17 protein-coding genes are annotated in these 15,045 nt (G+C 68.2%); 10 read left to right on the plus strand and 7 right to left on the minus strand.

Annotation, left to right across the window (positions count from 1 at the left end):
- Positions 1 to 10: 10 nt before the first annotated feature.
- The gene (locus A5708_RS14865; protein WP_065029354.1) at positions 11 to 874 is read left to right on the plus strand and encodes an SDR family oxidoreductase; all 864 of its coding nucleotides are present in this window, start codon (positions 11 to 13) and stop codon (positions 872 to 874) included.
- A 27-nt stretch (positions 875 to 901) separates the two neighbouring features.
- Here A5708_RS14865 and A5708_RS14870 read toward each other — a convergent pair whose 3' ends face one another.
- Together A5708_RS14870 and A5708_RS14875 are read right to left on the minus strand one after the other, a co-directional pair.
- A complete protein-coding gene (locus A5708_RS14870; protein WP_065029355.1) occupies positions 902 to 1,726 on the minus strand; it encodes a tyrosine-protein phosphatase in 825 nt (274 codons plus the stop codon).
- Complete coding sequence (locus tag A5708_RS14875; protein ID WP_065029399.1) at positions 1,719 to 2,939, minus strand: acyl-CoA dehydrogenase family protein; 1,221 nt, start codon at positions 2,937 to 2,939, stop codon at positions 1,719 to 1,721. The genes A5708_RS14870 and A5708_RS14875 overlap by 8 nt, the downstream gene beginning before the upstream one ends.
- A gap of 116 nt (positions 2,940 to 3,055) precedes the next feature.
- Here A5708_RS14875 and A5708_RS14880 point away from each other — a divergent pair, with 116 nt between their 5' ends.
- The 4 genes from A5708_RS14880 to A5708_RS14895 all read left to right on the plus strand — a co-directional run bounded on the left by A5708_RS14880 (position 3,056) and on the right by A5708_RS14895 (position 6,731).
- Complete coding sequence (locus A5708_RS14880; RefSeq protein ID WP_065029400.1) at positions 3,056 to 3,517, plus strand: DUF1348 family protein; 462 nt, start codon at positions 3,056 to 3,058, stop codon at positions 3,515 to 3,517.
- Between the two features lie 356 nt (positions 3,518 to 3,873).
- Positions 3,874 to 4,980, plus strand: coding sequence for a Re/Si-specific NAD(P)(+) transhydrogenase subunit alpha (locus A5708_RS14885; protein WP_065029356.1), 1,107 nt, complete (start codon positions 3,874 to 3,876; stop codon positions 4,978 to 4,980).
- Positions 4,981 to 5,310 carry an NAD(P) transhydrogenase subunit alpha gene (locus tag A5708_RS14890; protein ID WP_065029357.1) on the plus strand — a complete coding sequence of 110 codons (330 nt, stop codon included), beginning with the start codon at positions 4,981 to 4,983 and terminating at the stop codon, positions 5,308 to 5,310.
- The gene (locus A5708_RS14895; RefSeq protein ID WP_065029358.1) at positions 5,307 to 6,731 is read left to right on the plus strand and encodes an NAD(P)(+) transhydrogenase (Re/Si-specific) subunit beta; all 1,425 of its coding nucleotides are present in this window, start codon (positions 5,307 to 5,309) and stop codon (positions 6,729 to 6,731) included. The genes A5708_RS14890 and A5708_RS14895 overlap by 4 nt, the downstream gene beginning before the upstream one ends.
- Positions 6,732 to 6,758: 27 nt before the next feature.
- Here the strand turns inward: A5708_RS14895 and A5708_RS26855 are convergent, their stop codons facing one another.
- The gene (locus tag A5708_RS26855) at positions 6,759 to 6,884 is read right to left on the minus strand and encodes a hypothetical protein (RefSeq protein WP_003874194.1); all 126 of its coding nucleotides are present in this window, start codon (positions 6,882 to 6,884) and stop codon (positions 6,759 to 6,761) included.
- Positions 6,885 to 7,042: 158 nt separating this feature from the next.
- Between A5708_RS26855 and A5708_RS14900 the strand changes: the two genes are divergently transcribed.
- Entirely contained in the window at positions 7,043 to 7,678 is a 636-nt protein-coding gene (locus A5708_RS14900) for a TetR/AcrR family transcriptional regulator (protein ID WP_065029359.1), read from the plus strand.
- Here A5708_RS14900 and A5708_RS14905 read toward each other — a convergent pair.
- Positions 7,675 to 8,565 carry an alpha/beta hydrolase gene (locus tag A5708_RS14905; protein WP_065029360.1) on the minus strand — a complete coding sequence of 297 codons (891 nt, stop codon included), beginning with the start codon at positions 8,563 to 8,565 and terminating at the stop codon, positions 7,675 to 7,677. The two genes, A5708_RS14900 and A5708_RS14905, sit on opposite strands and share 4 nt — an antisense overlap.
- 112 nt (positions 8,566 to 8,677) lie before the next feature.
- Between A5708_RS14905 and A5708_RS14910 the strand changes: the two genes are divergently transcribed.
- The 4 genes from A5708_RS14910 to A5708_RS14925 all read left to right on the plus strand — a co-directional run bounded on the left by A5708_RS14910 (position 8,678) and on the right by A5708_RS14925 (position 12,750).
- Positions 8,678 to 9,778, plus strand: a complete 1,101-nt coding sequence (locus A5708_RS14910) for a diacylglycerol kinase (RefSeq protein ID WP_065029361.1) — start codon at positions 8,678 to 8,680, stop codon at positions 9,776 to 9,778.
- A gap of 17 nt (positions 9,779 to 9,795) precedes the next feature.
- Positions 9,796 to 10,536: a glucose 1-dehydrogenase gene (locus A5708_RS14915; RefSeq protein ID WP_007769272.1), complete on the plus strand. Its 741-nt coding sequence runs from the start codon at positions 9,796 to 9,798 to the stop codon at positions 10,534 to 10,536.
- Positions 10,537 to 10,744: 208 nt separating this feature from the next.
- Positions 10,745 to 11,350 carry a DNA-3-methyladenine glycosylase I gene (locus A5708_RS14920; RefSeq protein WP_065029401.1) on the plus strand — a complete coding sequence of 202 codons (606 nt, stop codon included), beginning with the start codon at positions 10,745 to 10,747 and terminating at the stop codon, positions 11,348 to 11,350.
- Positions 11,351 to 11,409: 59 nt separating this feature from the next.
- Positions 11,410 to 12,750, plus strand: a complete 1,341-nt coding sequence (locus A5708_RS14925; protein WP_065029362.1) for an FAD-binding oxidoreductase — start codon at positions 11,410 to 11,412, stop codon at positions 12,748 to 12,750.
- Here A5708_RS14925 and A5708_RS14930 read toward each other — a convergent pair.
- Genes A5708_RS14930 through A5708_RS14940 form a run of 3 tightly spaced genes read right to left on the minus strand, consistent with a single transcriptional unit; the run spans position 12,747 to position 15,009 of the window.
- Positions 12,747 to 13,292: a TetR/AcrR family transcriptional regulator gene (locus tag A5708_RS14930; protein ID WP_065029363.1), complete on the minus strand. Its 546-nt coding sequence runs from the start codon at positions 13,290 to 13,292 to the stop codon at positions 12,747 to 12,749. The genes A5708_RS14925 and A5708_RS14930 overlap by 4 nt on opposite strands.
- A 52-nt stretch (positions 13,293 to 13,344) precedes the next feature.
- Entirely contained in the window at positions 13,345 to 14,175 is an 831-nt protein-coding gene (locus A5708_RS14935; protein WP_065029364.1) for a thioesterase family protein, read from the minus strand.
- Between the two features lie 15 nt (positions 14,176 to 14,190).
- Positions 14,191 to 15,009 (minus strand): SMP-30/gluconolactonase/LRE family protein, encoded by an 819-nt coding sequence (locus A5708_RS14940; protein ID WP_065029365.1) that lies wholly within the window; start codon positions 15,007 to 15,009, stop codon positions 14,191 to 14,193.
- Between the last annotated feature and the right edge of the window lie 36 nt (positions 15,010 to 15,045).

The following is a 15,045-nucleotide window of genomic DNA, read 5'->3' on the forward strand; positions in this document are numbered from 1 at the left end:
GAGGAAACTTATGCCCGGAGTGCAGGATCGCGTCATCATCGTCACCGGAGCCGGTGGAGGACTGGGCCGTGACTACGCCCTGACCCTCGCCAAGGAGGGCGCCAGCGTCGTGGTCAACGACCTCGGCGGTTCGCGTGACGGGACCGGCGCCGGCCACAACATGGCCGACGAGGTGGTCAAGGAGATCAAGGACGCCGGCGGGCGGGCGGTTGCCAACTACGACAGCGTCGCCGAGTCCGAGGGCGCCGAGAACATCATCAAGACCGCGCTCGACGAGTTCGGCGCCGTGCACGGCGTGGTCAGCAACGCCGGCATCCTGCGTGACGGCACATTCCACAAGATGTCCTTCGAGAACTGGGACGCCGTGCTCAAGGTGCACCTCTACGGTGGCTACAACGTCATCCGCGCCGCGTGGCCGCACTTCCGCGAGCAGAGCTACGGCCGCGTGGTCGTCGCCACCTCCACCAGCGGGCTGTTCGGCAACTTCGGCCAAACCAACTACGGCGCGGCCAAACTCGGCCTGGTGGGCCTGATCAACAGCCTGGCGCTGGAGGGGGCGAAGTACAACATCCACGCCAACGCGGTCGCCCCGATCGCGGCGACCCGCATGACCGAGGACATCCTTCCCAAGGAAGTGCTGGAGAAGCTGACGCCCGAGTACGTCGCCCCGGTGGTGGCCTACCTGTGCACCGAGGAAAACCCCAACAGCGCTTCGGTTTTCGTGGTCGGTGGCGGCAAGGTGCAGCGGGTGGCGCTGTTCCAGAACAAGGGCGTCAACTACGACAAGCCGCCGACGGTGGAGGACATCGCCTCGCAGTGGGGCGAGATCACCGACCTGTCCGCGGCGAAGCAGGCCGATTTCAAGCTGGGGTAAGCCAGTCGCGACCGGGTGGTCAGCGAGTCAGGCGAGCAGCTCGCCGCGCAGACGTTCCACGTCCGCCTCGCTGACACCCGCGTCGCGCAGATAGGCGTCCAGCGAACCGAATTCCTGGTGGATGGTCTGGCGTGCGGCGTCCAGGTATTCGGGACGCACGCCGAGGACACCGTCGGCCAGCCGGGCCTTGGTGAACGTGACGACCTCCGGGGTCAATTCGACGTCAGACCGTTTCTGGATCATCTCGTAGATGTGGTCGCGCAGTTGCGGTACCGCGGCGTTGCTGCGCAGGTAGTCGGCGACGATGGTGTCGCGATCCACGTCGAGCACTTCCAGCACGGTGGCGATCACGAAACCCGTGCGGTCCTTTCCCGCGAAGCAGTGCGTGAGCACTGAACGTCCGGCGGCCAGCATCGAAAAGACCTGCCGCACAGCGCGTTGCGCGCCGTTGCGGGTGGGGAACTGCCGGTACTCGTCGATCATGTGCCGGATGGCGGCCTCGTTGACCTCTTCGTCGGATTGAGTGGCGTCGCCCTCGAACAACCGCCGAAACGCGGTCTCGTGCGGCGCGTCGTCGTCGCTGGGCTGATCGTCGCCGAGGTCGGGTAGGGGAAGCCGGTGGATCTCGATGCCGTCCGGAACCAGACCCGGACCGCGTTTGGTGACTTCCTGGTTCGCGCGCAGGTCGGCGACGTCGGTGATGCCCAATTCGCGCAGTGTGGTGCGGCCCTGGTCGTCGAGGCGGCTCAGCTCACCGGACCGGAACAACCGCCCGGGCCGAAGGGCAGGCGCGCCGTCGGCGACGTCGCGAAAGTTCCACGCGCCGGACAGTTCTCGCAGCGCCTCAGTCATTCGGTGTGACCGCCGCGGCGAAGGTCGACTGTTCGCGGCCGATCTCGGTGCGCGCGATGGTCCGCATGTGCACCTCGTCGGGCCCGTCGAAGATCCGCATGGCGCGGTGCCAGCCGTAGAGGCGGGCAAGCACCGTGTCGTCGCTGACGCCGGCGGCACCGTGCACCTGGATCGCGCGGTCGATGACGTCGCAGGCCACCTGCGGCGCCACCGCCTTGATCTGCGAGACGAGCAGGTGCGCGGCCTTGTTGCCGTGCTGGTCGATCGTCCACGCCGCCTTCTCGCAGAGCAGCCGAGCCTGGTCGATTTCGTTGCGGGACTTGGCAATTGCCTGCTGCACCAGACCCTGGTCAGCCAGCGGCCGGCCGAAGGCGATCCGGTTGTTCGCGCGGTGCACCATCAGCGCCAGGGCGCGTTCGGCCCCGCCGAGCGCACGCATGCAGTGGTGGATGCGGCCCGGTCCGAGCCGGGCCTGGGCGATGGCGAAACCGCCGCCCTCCTCCCCGAGCAAATTGGTGGCCGGTACCCGGACGTTGTCGTAGACGATCTCGCAGTGCCCGTGCTGGTCCTGCCAGCCGAACACCGACGTGGAGCGCAGCACGCTCACGCCAGGGGTGTCCATCGGCACCAGCACCATCGACTGTTGCTGGTGACTCGCGGCCTCGGGGTTGGTGCGCCCCATCACGATCAGGATCTTGCAGCGTGGGTCGGCCGCGCCCGACGTCCACCACTTGCGCCCGTTGATGACGTAGTCGGCGCCGTCGCGCACGATGGCCGTCTGGATGTTGCGGGCGTCGCTGCTCGCGACCGCCGGCTCGGTCATCGAGAAGGCGCTGCGGATCTCGCCGGCCAGCAACGGCTCCAACCACTGCTTGCGCTGTTCCTCGGTGGCGAACAGGTGCAGGGTCTCCATGTTCCCGGTGTCCGGGGCCGCGCAGTTGACCGCCTCGGGGGCGAGCTCCAGGCTCCAGCCGGTCAGCTCGGCCAGCGGGGCATATTCGAGGTTGGTCAACCCCGACTCGGCCGGCAGGAACAGGTTCCACAGGCCGCGCGCCTTGGCCTTGGTTTTGAGTTCCTCGATGACGGGGGGAACCGTGTGATCGTTGGGGCCGGCTTCCTCGCGGTATTTGTCGTATTCGGCCTCGGCCGGAAAGACGTATTCCGTCATGAAGTCGGACAGTCGCTTGTGGTAGTCGATGGCTTTGGCCGACATCGCGAAGTCCATGCCCGTCACGATAGGACACGTGTCGAGTCGCCGCGTTTCCGGTCGTCAGCGCGATGCTTACGCCGCGGTGAAAACGCGCAGGAGCGGGCGGCACGATGGACGGCATGAGTGAATCCCGCCCCCCGTTGCCTCCGTTCACCCACGAATCCGCGCTGCAGAAGGTGCAGGCGGCCGAGGACGCATGGAACAGCTGCGATCCTGAACGCGTCAGCCTGGCCTACACAGTCGATTCGCACTGGCGCAATCGGGATGAGCGCATCATCGGCCGCAACGAGATCGTCGCGTTCCTGACTCGCAAGTGGGAGCGCGAGCTGGATTATTCGCTGCGCAAGAGCCTGTGGAGTTTCAACGGCAACCGCATCGCGGTGCGGTTCCAATACGAGTGCCATGACCGGTCCGGCCAGTGGTACCGCAGCTACGGCAACGAGCTGTGGGAGTTCACCGAGTCGGGACTGATGGCGCGCCGCGAGGCCAGCATCAACGACGTGCCCATCGACGAATCGCAGCGGCGCTACTTCGGGCCCCGCCCCGAGTCCGAACATGGCCAGGAGATCCCGCTCTGGTAGCCGCGTGGCGACGATGCGGCCGGCGTAGCCGGGTGCGGAGGAGGCGCGCAATCAAGCCCGCGTGGCGACGATGCGGCCGGCGTAGCCGGGTGCGGAGGAGGCGCGCAATCAAGCCCAGCGCACAACGTCGTCTTGTGACGTCACAACGGCGTGGGCGCTACTGCATCGCCCGGTGGCGGCGAACCATCGGCCGGAGCGTCGATCGCCCGGGGCGGGGGTATCCCGCCCCGGTGGCCCGGAGCCGTTCGCGCGTCCATGGTGAAACCTGGTTAAGGTAGCGAAGCGCGCGGCCGAGCCGGCGCCACGCCCATCGGCAGGGACAGTACGGGAAAGTACGGAAAGTAGATGTACGCGCCATGACAAATGCGCAGACGACGGTAGGAGTGGTCGCCGAATCCGGGGCCGACGAGCGGCGGGTCGCGCTGGTGCCGAAGGCGGTCGCGTCGCTGGTGAGCAGCGGCGTGGCGGTGGTGGTCGAGTCCGGTGCGGGCGAACGGGCCCTGCTGCCCGACGCGCTCTACACCGAGGCCGGGGCCAGCATCGGGGACGCGTGGGCCGCCGACGTCGTGGTCAAGGTCGCGCCGCCGACCCAGGCCGAGGTCGCCAAGCTGCGCAGTGGGCAGACGCTGATCGGTTTCCTCGCGCCGCGCAACGCCGAGAATTCGATCGGCGCCCTCAAGCAGGCCGGCGTGCAGGCGTTCGCGCTCGAGGCCATCCCGCGGATCTCGCGAGCCCAGGCGATGGATGCGCTGTCGTCGCAGGGCAACGTGTCCGGCTATAAGGCCGTGCTGCTGGCGGCCTCGGAGTCCACCCGGTTTTTCCCGATGCTGACGACGGCGGCGGGCACCGTGAAGCCGGCGACCGTGCTGGTGCTCGGCGTCGGCGTGGCCGGGCTGCAGGCGCTGGCGACGGCCAAGCGGCTGGGCGCGCGCACCACCGGGTACGACGTCCGCCCCGAGGTGGCCGACCAGGTGCGCTCGGTGGGCGCGCAGTGGCTTGAGCTAGGCATCTCAGAAACAATCACAGCCGCCGGCGAGGGCGGCTACGCCCGAGAGCTCACCGACGAGGAGCGCGCCCAGCAGCAGAAGGCGCTGGAAAAGGCGATCAGCGGATTCGACGTCGTGATCACCACGGCGCTGGTCCCGGGACGCCCGGCGCCGCGTCTGGTCACCGCGGCCGCGGTGGAAGCGATGAAGCCCGGCAGCGTGGTGGTGGATCTGGCCGGCGAGACCGGCGGCAACTGCGAGCTCACCGAGCCCGGGCAGACGGTCGTCCGCCACGACGTCACCATCGCCTCGCCGCTGAACCTGCCGGCCACCATGCCCGAGCACGCCAGCGAGCTCTACAGCAAGAACATCACCGCGCTGCTGGACCTGCTGCTAACCGACGGCAAGCTGGCGCCGGACTTCGACGACGAAGTGATCGCGGACTCGTGTGTGACGCGGGATCGGAAGGACTCCTAGATGTACGACGAGCTATTGGCCAACCTGGCGATCCTGGTGCTCTCCGGATTCGTCGGGTTCGCCGTCATTTCCAAAGTGCCCAACACGCTGCACACGCCGCTGATGTCGGGCACCAACGCCATCCACGGCATCGTGGTGCTGGGCGCGCTGGTGGTGTTCGGCTCGGTCGAGCACCCCTCGCTGGCGGTGCAGATCATCCTGTTCGTCGCGGTGGTGTTCGGAACCCTGAACGTCATCGGTGGGTTCATCGTCACCGACCGGATGCTGGGGATGTTCAAGGGCAAGAAGAAACCCGTGCCCGCGAAGAGTGGGGAGCCGGCGGCCAAATGAATTACTTGGTAATCGGCCTCTACATCATTTCGTTCGCCCTGTTCATCTACGGCCTGATGGGCCTGACCGGGCCCAAGACGGCGGTGCGGGGCAACCTGATCGCCGCGGTGGGTATGGCCCTGGCGGTGGCGGCGACCCTGATCAAGATCCGCCACACCGACCAGTGGGTGCTGATCATCGCCGGCCTGGTGGTGGGCGTGGTGCTCGGCGTCCCGCCGGCCCGCTACACCAAGATGACCGCGATGCCGCAGCTGGTGGCCTTCTTCAACGGCGTCGGCGGTGGCACGGTCGCGCTGATCGCGCTCTCGGAATTCATTGAGACAAGCGGCTTTTCGGCCTTCCAGCACGGTGAGTCACCGACCGTGCACATCGTGGTGGCGTCGTTGTTCGCCGCGATCATCGGCTCGATCTCGTTCTGGGGATCCATCATCGCGTTCGGCAAGCTGCAGGAGATCATCTCCGGATCGCCGATCGGCTTCGGGCGGGCCCAGCAGCCGATCAACCTGCTGCTGCTGGCCGGCGCCGTGGCCGCCGCGGTGGTGATCGGTCTGCACGCCCATCCCGGCAGCGGTGGGGCGCCGCTGTGGTGGATGATCGGGCTGCTCGCCGCCGCGGGTGTGTTGGGCCTGATGGTGGTGCTGCCCATCGGCGGCGCCGACATGCCCGTGGTCATCTCGCTGCTCAACGCGATGACCGGGCTCTCGGCCGCGGCCGCGGGGCTGGCGCTGAACAACACCGCGATGATCGTGGCCGGCATGATCGTCGGTGCGTCCGGTTCGATCCTGACCAACCTGATGGCCAAGGCGATGAACCGCTCGATCCCGGCCATCGTCGCCGGCGGCTTCGGCGGTGGCGGGGTCGCACCCAGCGGCGGCGACGCCGGCGACAAGACCGTCAAGGCCACCTCGGCCGCCGACGCCGCGATCCAGATGGCCTATGCCAACCAGGTGATCGTGGTGCCCGGCTACGGCCTGGCCGTGGCGCAGGCCCAGCACGCCGTGAAGGACATGGCGGCCCTGCTGGAGAACAAGGGTGTGACGGTGAAGTACGCGATCCACCCGGTGGCGGGCCGGATGCCCGGGCACATGAACGTGTTGCTGGCCGAGGCCGAGGTCGACTACGACGCCATGAAGGACATGGACGACATCAACGACGAATTCGGACGCACCGACGTCGCGATCGTCATCGGCGCCAACGACGTCACCAACCCGGCGGCCCGCAACGACGCGTCCAGCCCGATCTACGGCATGCCGATCCTCAACGTCGACAAGGCCAAGTCGGTGATCGTGCTCAAGCGGTCGATGAACTCCGGCTTCGCCGGCATCGACAACCCGCTGTTCTACGGCGAGGCCACCAGCATGCTGTTCGGCGACGCAAAGAAATCGGTGACCGAGGTCGCCGAGGAACTCAAGGCGCTGTAGCGGCGAAAGCGCCTCTGCGCTGGGCGTTTAGACGGGCGGGTACGCCGGCGGCGGGTACCCGTTTCCGTCGGTGACCCCGCGCAATCCCCAGGTCAGGTACCGCATGAAGAACTCGATCTCGTCGCTTCCGTCGTAATCCGGACTCGGATCCATCGGCCCCACCTCTCGACTCATCTCGTTCGATGAGGAGTCTAGTCGCACACGGCTGCACGTGACACCCGGCGTTTTGCATAAACTGTCCAACCAGTTGATTGATAGCTATTCTGGCCGAACCGGCCCTGGCCTGGCCGTACCGACGATAGTGAGAACAGATGCCCACCGACAGCATCACCCCGAATGGGCTGACCCGGCGCGAAGAGCTGCTGGCGGTCGCCACCAAGCTGTTTGCGGCGCGCGGCTATCACGGCACCCGGATGGACGACGTGGCCGACGTGATCGGCCTGAACAAGGCGACCGTCTATCACTACTACGCCAGCAAGTCGCTGATCCTGTACGACATCTACCGCCAGGCCGCCGAGGGCACCCTGGCCGCCGTGCACGACGACCCGTCCTGGACGGCGCGCGAGGCGCTCTACCAATACACAATCCGCCTGCTCACCGGCATCGCGAGCGATCCCGAGAGGGCCGCGGTGTACTTCCAGGAGGCGCCCTACATCACCGAATGGTTCACCAGCGAGCAGGTGGCCGAGGTTCGCGAGAAGGAAGCCCAGGTCTACCACCACGTGCACGGCCTGATCGACCGCGGGATCGCCAACGGCGAGTTCTACCCGTGCGACTCGCACGTGCTGGCGCTGGGCTACATCGGCATGACGCTGGGCAGCTACCGCTGGCTGCGGCCCAGCGGCCGGCGTTCGGCGAAGGAGATCGCCGCCGAGTTCAGCACCGCGCTGCTGCGCGGGCTGATCCGCGACGAAGCCATCCGCACGACGTCCCCGCTGGGACCTTAAGCGCGCAGGTGCTTGTCGAGGAACGCGAGCTGGTCGGCGACGACCCGGTCGAAGGCGTCGTCGACGTAGATCGCGAAATGTCCCTCGGGATACAGCCTGACCTCACCCCGGGGCGCTTTGGCAGCGTGCCGCAGCGTCGCCCCCGCGGGGGCCACTGAGTCGGCCTCGCAGACGCAGAACAGGATCGGGCAGGTGATCTCCGGTGTGGAGCGGCCGGGGCGATAGCTGAAGACCTGCAACGCGATTCGGGCCGCGACCTCGTTGCGGAATTCGAGCCCGTCGGGCACCAGCCGCAGGTAGCCCGCGTACGCGTCGGGCGTGTTCATCAACGCGACCTCGGAGGGCTTGCCGGCTGTCGCGACCATCACCGGCGGCCGGCCCCGTCGGCGCGCGAGCAGGTCGCGCACCGCCCGCGCGGTGATGCGTGCGGCGATCAACGGGTTGGTGATGGTGCGCGCCGACGCGAGGCCGTCGGTGAAGGGACATTGGGCGACGGCCGCCGCGATGCCCGGCAGCCGGGCCGCGGTGGCGATCACGTGGCCGCCGGCAAAAGAGGTGCCCCACAAGGCGATCCGGTCGGGGTCGATCCCCGGGATGGTGCGGGCGTAGGCGACGGCCGCGGCCCAGTCGGCGAGCTGCATGCCGACGTCGAGCACCTGACGCGGCCGACCCTCGCTGTCGCCGAAGTTGCGGTAGTCGAACACCAGGCAGGCGTAGCCGGCCGCGCTGAAACGCTCCGCGTACGCGTCCAGGCGCATGCCGCGCACCGCGCCCAGGCCGTGGGCCATCACCAGCAGTGGTGCGGGCCCGTCGCCCGGCGGGCGGTACAGCCAGGCGCTGATCAGGTCGTCGCCGGAGGCGAATTGGAGGTCTTCGCGTGGTGTCATCAGCGATTGATTCTGCCCCCGCGGGCCGCGTCCCGTCGGGTAGGTATGCTGCCCAAAATTTATGGACTACTGTCTAGAAAAGTTGTCCAGGGTTTCAGGGACGGAGACTGTCATGGCGATCCGCGTCGCGCACGTCGGTACCGGGAATGTCGGAGGGCTGGCCCTCGCCGAACTCATCACCAACCCCCAGTTCGAGCTGACCGGGGTGTGCGTCTCGACGCCGGAAAAGGTGGGCACGGACGCCGGTGAGTTGTGCGGCGTCGGCCTGGACACGGGTGTCGTCACCGGCGTCACGGCCGTCGACGACCTGGACGCGATCATCGCCGCCAAGCCGGACTGCGTCGTCTACTGCGCGATGGGCGACACCCGGCTGCCAGAGGCGATGGCCGATGTCATGCGCATCCTGGCCGCCGGCATCAACGTCGTCGGCTCATCGCCGGGCCTGCTGCAGTACCCGTGGGGCGTCATGCCGGACAAGTACATCGCCCGCGTGGAAGACGCTGCCAAGCAAGGCAATTCGAGCATCTTCATCAGCGGTGTCGACCCGGGGTTCGCCAACGACCTGATCCCGTTCGCGCTCGCCGGCACCTGTCAGCGCATCGAGCAGGTGCGCTGCATGGAGATTCACGACTACGCGTCGTACAACGGGACCGAGGTCATGGACTACATGGGGTTCGCCAAGCCCATGGATGAAATCCCGATGCTGCTGCAGCCGGGCATCCTCAGCATCGCCTGGGGCACCGCGATCCGCCAGCTGGCGGCCGGCCTCGGCATCGAGGTCGACGAGATCACCGAGTCCTACCAGCGCGAGCCCGCGCCCGAGGACTTCGACATCGCGATCGGCCACGTCGCCAAGGGCACCGTGGCCGTGCTGCAGTTCGAGATCCGCGGCATGGTCAAGGGTCATCCCGCCATCGTCATCGAGCATGTCACCCGGTTGCGGCCGGACCTGCGCCCGGACCTGCCCCAGCCCGCCTCCGGCGACGGGTCGTACCGCGTCGAGATCACCGGCGAGCCGTCGTATGCGGTCGACATCATCCCGAGCAGCCGCAAGGGCGACCACAACCACGCGGCGATCGCGGGCGCCGCGGGCCGCGTCGTCAACGCCATCCCCGCCGTGATCGCGGCGCCGCCGGGCATCCGGACCACACTTGACTTGCCGCTGGTAACGGGCAAAGGCCTTTACGCACCAAGCACTTTGGTGACCACCTAAATCGAAAGGAGACCCACGTGGGTCGGGTAGACGGCAAGGTAGCGCTGATCAGTGGTGGCGCAGGCGGCATGGGAGCCGAAGACGCGCGGCTGCTGGTCGAGGAGGGCGCCAAGGTCGTAATCGGCGACATCCTGGACGACCAGGGCAAGGCGCTGGCCGACGAGATCGGCGACTCCGCGCGCTACGTGCACCTCGACGTCACCCAGCCCGACCAGTGGGACGCCGCCGTCGCCACCGCGGTCGGCGAATTCGGCAAGCTCAACGTGCTGGTCAACAACGCCGGCACCGTCGCGCTCGGCCCGCTGAAGAGTTTCGATCTGGCCAAGTGGCAGAAGGTGATTGACGTCAACCTGACCGGGACGTTCCTGGGCATGCGGGCCTCGGTCGAGCCGATGATCGCCGCCGGGGGCGGCTCGATCATCAACGTGTCGTCCATCGAGGGCCTGCGCGGCGCGCCGATGGTGCACCCCTACGTCGCGTCCAAGTGGGGTGTGCGCGGCCTGGCGAAGTCGGCGGCGCTGGAGCTGGCGCCGCACAACATCCGGGTGAACTCGGTGCACCCCGGCTTCATCCGCACTCCGATGACCGCCCACCTGCCCGAGGACATGGTGACCATCCCGCTCGGGCGTCCGGGCGAGGTCCGGGAGGTCGCGACGTTCGTGCTCTTCCTGGCCAGCGACGAGTCGTCCTACTCCACCGGCAGCGAGTACGTGATGGACGGCGGTCTGGTCACCGACGTGAATCACAAGGAGTTCTAGGGCGCCGCGGGGTGCTTTTCCTTCGCGGAGGGAATGTTGCTTTTGCCCGCCTCCGAGCGACAACCGGCTGAGGTGCCGGTCACTCCCGAGCGTGACCAGTTGTCGCGCAGAGGCGGGCAATGATGTATATGCCCGGTCATCGATATTTCGCGGCAGCGCAAGATAAACCGTAACGGGGCCGGTCGAAGGGATAAGCGCGGTGAAGGCCATGGCCGGCGTGGATGTGCCGTCACACCCGCCGACCGTGGTGTCCGGTGCCGACGGCATCGTCCGGTGTCGCTGGGCCAGCGAGACGGGCCGCGACCTGATCGCCTACCACGACGACGAGTGGGGCAGGCCGACGCGCGACGAGGCCGAGCTGTTCGAGGTGCTGGTGCTGACCTATTTCGAGAACGGCCTGTCCTGGGGAATCGTGTTCGACAAGCGGGACAACCTGCGTGCCGCGTTTCACGGGTTCGACCCCGCCGCGGTGGCCGCGATGACCGACGACGAAGTCGAGCGAATGATGGTCGATACCACCATCATTCGCAATCGCGGAAAGATCGAGGCGACGCTGCACAACGCCCGCCTGCTGTCCGAACACCCACTGGCGCAGCTGGCCTGGAAACACCAACCCCGCCACCACCATCGGTTGCGGAGCTGGGCCGACGGCCGGATGACCAGCCCGGAGTCCGATCAGCTCGCCCGCGCGTTGCGAGAGGCTGGATTTCGGCATGTCGGTCCCGTCGTCGCCCACTCGTTCATGCAGACCGTGGGGATCGAGAACGGCCATTTCGAAGGGTGTTTCCGCGCGGTGCCGCCCCCGTCGGGCTGAAGCCGCGCAACTCGCGGCCGGTGTGAGCGACGCGCGCCCGCGGTGCTATAACCGCGGTCATGCTGCGCAATCTGGCGAGCCTGGTCGGATCGAGCCACGTCGTCACCGACCCCGACGTGCTGGCGGCGCGCAGCGTCGACCACACCGGCCGGTACCGGGGCACGGCGAGCGCCCTGGTGCGGCCGGGCTCGGCCGAGCAGGTCGCGGCGGTGCTGCGGGTGTGCCGGGACGCCGGGGCGCACGTGACGGTGCAGGGCGGTCGGACCTCGCTGGTGGCCGGCACCGTTCCCGAGCACGACGACGTGTTGTTGTCCACCGAGCGGCTGCACGCCGTCGGTGACGTCGACACGGTGGAGCGCCGCATCGAGGCCGGCGCCGGAGCCACCCTGGCGGCGGTGCAGCGGGCCGCGGCCGCGGCAGGTTTGGTGTTCGGCGTGGACTTGGCGGCCCGGGACACCGCGACCGTCGGCGGGATGGCGTCGACGAACGCCGGCGGCCTGCGCACGGTCCGCTACGGCAACATGGGCGAGCAGGTGGTCGGCGTGCAGGTGGCGCTGCCCGACGGCACGCTGCTGCGGCGGCACAGCCGGGTGCGCCGGGACAACACGGGCTACGACCTGCCGGCGCTGTTCGTCGGCGCCGAGGGCACCCTGGGCGTGATCACCGAGCTGGACCTGCGGCTGCACGCCACCCCGACGCACCGGGTGACGGCGATCTGCGGGTTCGCCGACCTCGAGGCGCTGGTGGCCGCCGGGCGCACCTTCCGCGACGTGGACGGCATCGCGGCCCTGGAATTGATCGACGGCCGGGCCGCCGCGCTGACCGCCGAGCACCGCGGCGTCGGCGCCCCGGTCGCCGGCGAGTGGCTGCTGCTGGTGGAACTGGCCGCCGATCACGACCAGACCGAGCGACTGGCCGAGCTGCTCGACGACGTGCCGATGCGCGCCGATCCCGCGGTCGGCGTGGATCTTGCTGCCCAGCAACGGTTGTGGCAGGTGCGCGAATCGCTGGCCGAGGTGCTCGGCGTGTACGGGCCGCCGCTGAAGTTCGACGTCTCGCTGCCGCTGTCGGCGATCAGCGAATTCGAAAGGCACGCAGTAGAATTGGTGCACACGCATGCCCCCGACGCGCTGCCGGTGCTGTTCGGTCACATCGGCGAGGGCAACCTGCACCTGAACGTGTTGCGCTGCCCGGCCGACCGGGAGCGGGTGCTGTACGAGCCGATGATGGACCTCATCGCGCGATCCGGCGGCAACGTCAGCTCCGAACACGGCGTCGGCAGCCGCAAACGGCCCTACCTCGCCATGTCCCGCGGGCCCGCCGACATCGCCGCGATGCGCACGGTCAAGGCCGCGCTAGACCCGACGGGTTATCTCAACGCCGCGGTGTTGTTCGACTAGCTGGCCTTGATACCGACCGCGTGGCGCAGCTGCGCCAAAAACTGCTCGGCGTCATCGCTTCGCACGATGTAGTGCGATATCGCAATCCGGATGACCGTCGCCGCCTTCACCGCCGCGTTGGGCCCGGGCAGGTGGCGCTGCAGGCCCTCGCGCATCTGCGGGATGACCCAGGAGAACTGGGCGATGGTGTGCTCGGGCTCGACGTCGACCATGCGCACCCCGGAGTACGAATGCTGGTACTCGACGATGAACCGCAGCACCGCGTCCAGCTTGTCCACGCCCTTCAGGCCCGCGGTGGCCTTCACCAGACCGCTTTCGAAGATCTGGCGCTCGTAGCTCGAAAACGCCGACAGCAGCTCCTCTTTCGACGCGAACCAGCGGTACAGCGTCGGGCGGGAGACGCCGGCCTGGGTGGCGACGTCGGACAGGCTGAGCTTGGTCTTGCCGTTGCGGCCGAGCACCTCGGCGGTGGCCGCCAGAATGCGCTGGCGCGTCGAGGTGTCGGTTTCGGCGATCGTCGTCGCCCGGGCCGGCTGGCTCATGATTCAAACTTTACGAAGTGTCGCCGAGGTGTCATGGTCATTCGCTCCCACGTTAGGCCCGAGGCGGGCGCCGGCGCACCAGCACCGACTGCTGGATGGCGCCGACCGCGCCCTGCTCGTCGAACAACGTGCCGATGGTCGTCCCGATGCCGTCCGGCCCGTAGCTGGTCTCCGCCCGAATGCCGATCCAGTCGCCGTCGGGAACACGAAATACGTGCACGGCCAGATCGGTGTTGAGGAAGGTCCATTTGGTGATGTCGAGCTTGCTGCCGATGCCGTTGGCGCAGTCGGCCACCGCGAACAGCCGTTCCAGCTGCGTCATGGATTCGCCGTTGACCAGGTCGACGGTTGGGTTGATCCAGGATTCGCCGGGCCCCTCGCTGAGCGGCTCGGTCAGCCACAGCCACTGAAGGCTGTGCACGTAATTGCGGTCCCAGTCCCGCGCCTTTAGGTTGCGGTCGACGGCCTCGACCCGGGGCCGGGGCAGTGGCGTCGGGGCGTGCGCGATCGGTTCCGTGTCCTGGTGCTGCAGCCGCCAACCGCTCGCGCGCGCGACCGGCCGCGGTGTGCCGTCGGGGCCGGGCGCCAGCATCTCGGCATTGAGCAACTCGATCTGCTTGCCGGGGCGTTGCACCTCGGCACGCACCCACAGATCGCCCTCGGCCGGCACCCCGCCCAACAGGTCGATGACGACCCGGGACAGGCGCGTGTCGTCGCGCTGCTCGCACCGCTCCAGCACCCGGACCAGCAGTGCCGACACCGGACCGCCATGCTGGATGGCCGCCGACCAGGTACCGCGCGCCAGATCGGTCGCCCGGAACTTCTCGCCCAACCCGGCGTCGTCACCTGTCGAGTCGATCAGCTCGTAGTAGGCGTCGGTCATCGTCAACCTTTCGGATCAGGGCAGGCCGGCGCCGGGAGTGGTCACCGTGACGGCATCCAGCCGGGAAAGCCGGGTGCCGACCAGGCGCTGAGGATAGGCCTCCGTGCTCGACAACAGAAACAGCGTGCGGCGCTGCGGACCGCCGAGGGCGCACGCGATCGCGACCCGGTCGCCCATGTCGATGCGCTCGGTCACGGTGCCGCCCGCCACGATCCGCTCGAACTGGTGGGCCAACGTCATCGACGCCCACACCCCACCCTCGGCGTCCAGCGCGATGCCGTCGGGCGGGCCGTCCAGGCCGTCGGCGAAAACCCGGCGGTCGGCCAGTGCGCCGTCGTCGGCGATGGAAAACGCGCTCAGCCGCCGGCCCGTCGATTCGGCGACGATCAGCGTCTTGCGATCCGGGGTGATCGCCATGCCGTTCGGGAAGTCGAGGTCTTCGGCCACCACGGTGGCGCCGTCGTCGGGGTCCAGGCGAAGGATGACCCCACCGCTGAAGGCCTGGCAGCCGATGTAGGCACGCCCGGCGTCGTCGATGACCATGTCGCCCAGGCTGGCCGGCGCCAGGTCGGCGAGGTCGGCGATGGTGGTTACGGTTTCGCCGTCATAGCGCAGCACCTGCCGGTCCTCGGTCGAGGCGATGAGTAGCGACCCGTCGGGCCGGAAGCCCAGGCCCGACGGCGAATGACCGGGCAGCGGCAGGGTGGTCAGCGAGCCACCCATGGTCGCGGTGTGGACGGCCTCGCCCAGCATGTCGGAGAACCACAGCAGGCCTTCGAACCAGCGCGGGCCCTCGCCGAAGCAGAATCCGTTGGCCACCGGCTCGGGAATCATTCGTCCCCGCCTTCGGCAAATCGGTCCGCTTTACAA

The organism is Mycobacterium colombiense (assembly GCF_001672755.1).
Taxonomy (GTDB): domain Bacteria; phylum Actinomycetota; class Actinomycetes; order Mycobacteriales; family Mycobacteriaceae; genus Mycobacterium; species Mycobacterium colombiense_C.

Bases quoted from the DNA above. Each gene is read 5' to 3' on its own strand.
- A5708_RS14865 (WP_065029354.1), top strand. From the start codon at position 11: ATGCCCGGAGTGCAGGATCGCGTCATCATCGTCACCGGAGCCGGTGGA.
- A5708_RS14870 (WP_065029355.1), bottom strand. From the start codon at position 1,726: ATGACTGAGGCGCTGCGAGAACTGTCCGGCGCGTGGAACTTTCGCGAC.
- A5708_RS14875 (WP_065029399.1), bottom strand. From the start codon at position 2,939: ATGTCGGCCAAAGCCATCGACTACCACAAGCGACTGTCCGACTTCATG.
- A5708_RS14880 (WP_065029400.1), top strand. From the start codon at position 3,056: ATGAGTGAATCCCGCCCCCCGTTGCCTCCGTTCACCCACGAATCCGCG.
- A5708_RS14885 (WP_065029356.1), top strand. From the start codon at position 3,874: ATGACAAATGCGCAGACGACGGTAGGAGTGGTCGCCGAATCCGGGGCC.
- A5708_RS14890 (WP_065029357.1), top strand. From the start codon at position 4,981: ATGTACGACGAGCTATTGGCCAACCTGGCGATCCTGGTGCTCTCCGGA.
- A5708_RS14895 (WP_065029358.1), top strand. From the start codon at position 5,307: ATGAATTACTTGGTAATCGGCCTCTACATCATTTCGTTCGCCCTGTTC.
- A5708_RS26855 (WP_003874194.1), bottom strand. From the start codon at position 6,884: ATGGATCCGAGTCCGGATTACGACGGAAGCGACGAGATCGAGTTCTTC.
- A5708_RS14900 (WP_065029359.1), top strand. From the start codon at position 7,043: ATGCCCACCGACAGCATCACCCCGAATGGGCTGACCCGGCGCGAAGAG.
- A5708_RS14905 (WP_065029360.1), bottom strand. From the start codon at position 8,565: ATGACACCACGCGAAGACCTCCAATTCGCCTCCGGCGACGACCTGATC.
- A5708_RS14910 (WP_065029361.1), top strand. From the start codon at position 8,678: ATGGCGATCCGCGTCGCGCACGTCGGTACCGGGAATGTCGGAGGGCTG.
- A5708_RS14920 (WP_065029401.1), top strand. From the start codon at position 10,745: ATGGCCGGCGTGGATGTGCCGTCACACCCGCCGACCGTGGTGTCCGGT.
- A5708_RS14925 (WP_065029362.1), top strand. From the start codon at position 11,410: ATGCTGCGCAATCTGGCGAGCCTGGTCGGATCGAGCCACGTCGTCACC.
- A5708_RS14930 (WP_065029363.1), bottom strand. From the start codon at position 13,292: ATGAGCCAGCCGGCCCGGGCGACGACGATCGCCGAAACCGACACCTCG.
- A5708_RS14935 (WP_065029364.1), bottom strand. From the start codon at position 14,175: ATGACCGACGCCTACTACGAGCTGATCGACTCGACAGGTGACGACGCC.
- A5708_RS14940 (WP_065029365.1), bottom strand. From the start codon at position 15,009: ATGATTCCCGAGCCGGTGGCCAACGGATTCTGCTTCGGCGAGGGCCCG.